This is a genomic window from Novosphingobium sp. 11B (assembly GCF_054589055.1).
The window spans coordinates 1-3,646 of the sequence record NZ_BAAILP010000085.1 but is presented as its reverse complement, the minus strand read 5'-3'; the positions used below and the strand labels follow the sequence as shown (position 1 = coordinate 3,646).

3 protein-coding genes are annotated in these 3,646 nt (G+C 67.6%); all 3 read right to left on the bottom strand.

Features of this window, described 5'->3' with window-relative positions; translation table 11 throughout:
- Positions 1-107 precede the first annotated feature (107 nt).
- The 3 genes from ACYPYD_RS07485 to ACYPYD_RS07475 are packed head-to-tail and all read right to left on the bottom strand — an operon-like array spanning position 108 to position 3,495.
- On the bottom strand, positions 108-1,124 hold the full coding sequence (locus ACYPYD_RS07485) for an alcohol dehydrogenase catalytic domain-containing protein (RefSeq protein WP_069708198.1): 1,017 nt from the start codon (positions 1,122-1,124) through the stop codon (positions 108-110).
- Positions 1,121-2,311 (bottom strand): sulfotransferase family protein, encoded by a 1,191-nt coding sequence (locus ACYPYD_RS07480; RefSeq protein WP_459662654.1) that lies wholly within the window; start codon positions 2,309-2,311, stop codon positions 1,121-1,123. The genes ACYPYD_RS07485 and ACYPYD_RS07480 overlap by 4 nt, the downstream gene beginning before the upstream one ends.
- Positions 2,312-2,322: 11 nt before the next feature.
- Positions 2,323-3,495: a hypothetical protein gene (locus ACYPYD_RS07475; protein ID WP_459662653.1), complete on the bottom strand. Its 1,173-nt coding sequence runs from the start codon at positions 3,493-3,495 to the stop codon at positions 2,323-2,325.
- Positions 3,496-3,646: the final 151 nt, after the last annotated feature.

Genomic DNA, 3,646 nt, shown 5'->3' with positions numbered 1-3,646 from the left:
GACTTGATCCGGGACCGCTGACCATGAACAGCCCACCTCGCGGGCGCGCGCAGCTAGCTCTTACCTAAAGACAGCCAGCGGTCCCGGATCAAGTCCGGGACGACGACCTAATCGCAGCGCACGTGGACCTTGGTTTCCGCATTCGGGCCGCGCAGGGTCTCGAACATCGCAGGCAACTGCTCCAAGGCGATGGTGTCGGTGACGATCGCCTTGGGATCGGCATGGACATGGCCGCGTCCCAGAAGGTCGGCGATGAAAAGAAACTCCCGCATGGAATAGCCGACCGCGAAGTGCATCGACACGCACTTGTAGCTCGCGATCGCCGGGATCACCGGGTCGGGCGCGGTGCAGAACCCCAGGCTGACGATCCGCCCGAACGGCGCAGCGTGCTGGACCGCGCGGCCAAGCATCCCCGGCGCGCCCACGCCTTCCAGCACCACCTGCGGTGCACCGCCCAGCGCCTCGACGACTTCGCCCGCCTCGTTGTCCCCGAAGGCCACGAAGGCGTCCGCCCCCATCTGCAGGCACAAGTCCCGCCGCCGCGACGAGCGCGACATCGCGGTCACCCGCCCCGCTCCCAGCCGCCGCGCCCACCAGATCGCATAGAGCGCCACCGTCCCGCCGCCGAGCACCAGCACCCGCTCGCCCGGCCGGATTCGCGCCATCTGCGTGCCGTAAAGGCTGATCGCCAAGGGTTCGATCAGCGCCCCGTCAGCCATGGAAAGCGTCTTCGGCAGCGGAGTGGCGACGCTAGCCGATATCCGGGCGTATTGCGCGAAGCCGACCGAGGCCCGCGCGGGGCTCTCGCGGCACAGCACATTGTTGCCATGGGCACGGCAGGTCTCGCACTCCCCGCAGGCGACCGAGGGCAGCACCGCCAGCGGATCGCCGACCTTCCAGCCCTCGACCCCGCGGCCGACCTCGACCACGGTTCCGGCGAACTCGTGCCCGAACTGGACACCGGCGCCGAAGTCCCACGCGCCGCCCCTGGTCATGGCAAGGTCGGTGCCGCAGATGCCGCAGCGGTCCACGCGGATCAGCAGGTCGCCGGGGCCGGGCTTTGGGTCGGCGATCGTCTCGATCACGATCGGCTGGCCGCTGCCGGGATAGATCGCCGCCTTCATGCCCGCGTCTCCAGCAGGTCGTAGCGCTCTATGTAAGCGCGGAAAGGCTCGCGCGCCTCATCGGCGGTCATACCGTAGTCGGTGATGGAATAGCGGTGGACGCCGTGGCTGAGTTCGGGCTTCTCCTCGATCCGGCGCTGCAACGCGGCTCGGGTTTCCTCGGGAATGTCCATGCCGATGAAGCGATAGATCGCCTCCACCGTCTCCATCGGGCGGGCGTGGAAATCGGCGTGGACCACATCGAGCACCTGACCCGGATACCGCGCGCGCACCGCCTCGCACTTCTCCACCGCATTGGCCCACTTGGCGACTTCGCGGCGCAGCAGGTTTTCCGCGCGCTGCTGATTGCGGTCGGGCTCCATCAGCCCGTTCATGTTCATCAGCAGCGAGACGAGGCTCGGCACCGCCTTGCCCGGATCGCGGTGAGTCTGGATCACGCGGGCGTCGGGGAACACCGCCAGCAGCAAGTCGAGGTGCGCGATATGGCCGGGGTTCTTGAGCAGCCAGCGCTTGTCGGGATCATTCATGCCGATCAGCCGGACGCACCGCGCGAAGTGGGAATAGGCCGCCGCCTCGCTCTGGCACTGCCACCACGCATCGTAAGTCGCCGCCGACCAGCCGCACGACCACAAGTTCGAGACGAACGACTGCCGCAGCAGCATGCAGCATTCGTGGACTTCCTCGGCGGCGCGGAAATGCGCGGCTCTGGCATCGGGGAGCGCCGTATACTGCGCATCCAGCCCGGCGAGGGTCTTGCGATACTGCGGATACTCCGCCCAGCGCGCCATCGGCGGGCGCGGCATCGGACTGTCGAGCAGCCACGTCTGCAGCCCCTGAAAGCGCGGATCGACCGCGAGCAGCCGGTGCAGAGCCGTCGTCCCTGTGCGCGGCACCCCGGTGATGACCACCGGCGACAGCACCGGGGCCGCATCGAAGCCGGGGTTCGCCTTCATCGCCACCACGGCCTGCGCCCGCCCGCGCAGCACGCCGACGACCATGCCCCATGCCGCGCGCCTGCCCTGTTCGGAAAAGCGCGGGTCGTAGTCCATCGACTGCAACAGCACGGTGAGGCCCGGCAGGTAGTCGGCCGGACCGAAATCGTCACTGCCGGTCTCGGCGATGACGGTATCGTGCAACTGGCCGAGCGCATGGCGGAAGGTTTCGGGCGGATCGTAGCCGAGGTCCATCGCTCAGCCTCTCACCAGCGCCGCCGCCGCTGGCACGCGGCGACGCGGCGGCGGATCTCCTCGGAGCGCTCGGCCGGGGTGACCACGGGCGTGTCCTCGGGCAAATGGGAGCGCAGGTCCGCCAGCCTGACGCGGGTGATCGTGGGCACCGGCTCGCTGTCGCAATCGTACCAGCGACCGTAGATGCCGCCTTCGTTGTAGCCTGCGGGGTCGAGCCAGTTGGGCACCCCCGGATCGGTCAGCGCGATGACGGCGCGGAACTTCCCGTCGCTCGACAGCCGCGCCATCGCGCCATTCGTGCTGCTGAGGCGGTACACATATTCCAGCGCGTTGAAGTACGGGTCGTTGAGCTGCACGTTCCAGTAGGGCGCGCGGGCGGGAATCTCGGTCTCGATGATCAGCGCCTCGTCGTCTTCCAGCTGGAAGCAGGCGGGCCAGTAGGTCTGCTTCACCAGCGCGCCGGGATAGCGCACCGGCTCGAACACGTTGAAGCCGACACGCTCCTTCACCCCGTTCTGCATGGGGTAGTAGAGGTCGGTCTTGCGGCGCGGCAGCTTCGCCATCTCGCCGATGCGGCGCAGGATTTCCTCGGGCGCGAGGCGCGGTTTGGGCGGCACCGGGTCGAGGCATTCGATCGACAGCACCGGGTCCACCTCGCGCTCCCAGTCGTACATGCGAAAGCGGGTGAACATGCCGCGCGCGGAGCGGTCGATCGGTGCCCAGTGACCCTCGTATCCGGCGGGCCGCTCGGCGCTGAACACGATGGAGAAGTCCTCGCCCAGAGCGATGCCGAGGTCGTTGGTGTCGCACTCGTTGTGGCCATTGGGGCGCGGCATGGCGTCCACCGTGCCCGACAGCGCGGCCTGCGTGGTGAACGAGAGGATGCGGCATGTCCCCCGGTTGCCGGAAACGCGGTAGGTCAGGTCGCCCCGGATCGGCGACTGCGTGTAGATGTCGTCCGGGTTGGGCTGGAGCGTGTAGACCGGGTTCCACAGCGGCGCCCAGTCCGGGTGTTCGGCATCGGCGTGGAAGTACATGAAGTAGGAATAGGACAGGCTCGCCATGGTCTGGCGGTAGACGTCGGCACGGTAGGCCGGATCGTCAGGCCGCCAGGTATCCGCAAGGTTCGCGACCGCCCCTTCGAGGTCGGCGAGATAGGGCACGATGGCAGGTTCGATGTGCATGGCAGGCTCTCCCTGCCGATTTGATAGTACGCACTATCTAGATTGACGAGATGCGGCTCATCGCCCGGGCGAATTCAGCCCCCCCCTTACCTCGTCATTGCGAGCGCAGCAAAGCAATCCAGGGCAGCACTACACGGCCCTGGATTGCTTT

Bases quoted from the DNA above. Each gene is read 5' to 3' on its own strand.
- ACYPYD_RS07475 (WP_459662653.1), bottom strand. From the start codon at position 3,495: ATGCACATCGAACCTGCCATCGTGCCCTATCTCGCCGACCTCGAAGGG.
- ACYPYD_RS07485 (WP_069708198.1), bottom strand. From the start codon at position 1,124: ATGAAGGCGGCGATCTATCCCGGCAGCGGCCAGCCGATCGTGATCGAG.
- ACYPYD_RS07480 (WP_459662654.1), bottom strand. From the start codon at position 2,311: ATGGACCTCGGCTACGATCCGCCCGAAACCTTCCGCCATGCGCTCGGC.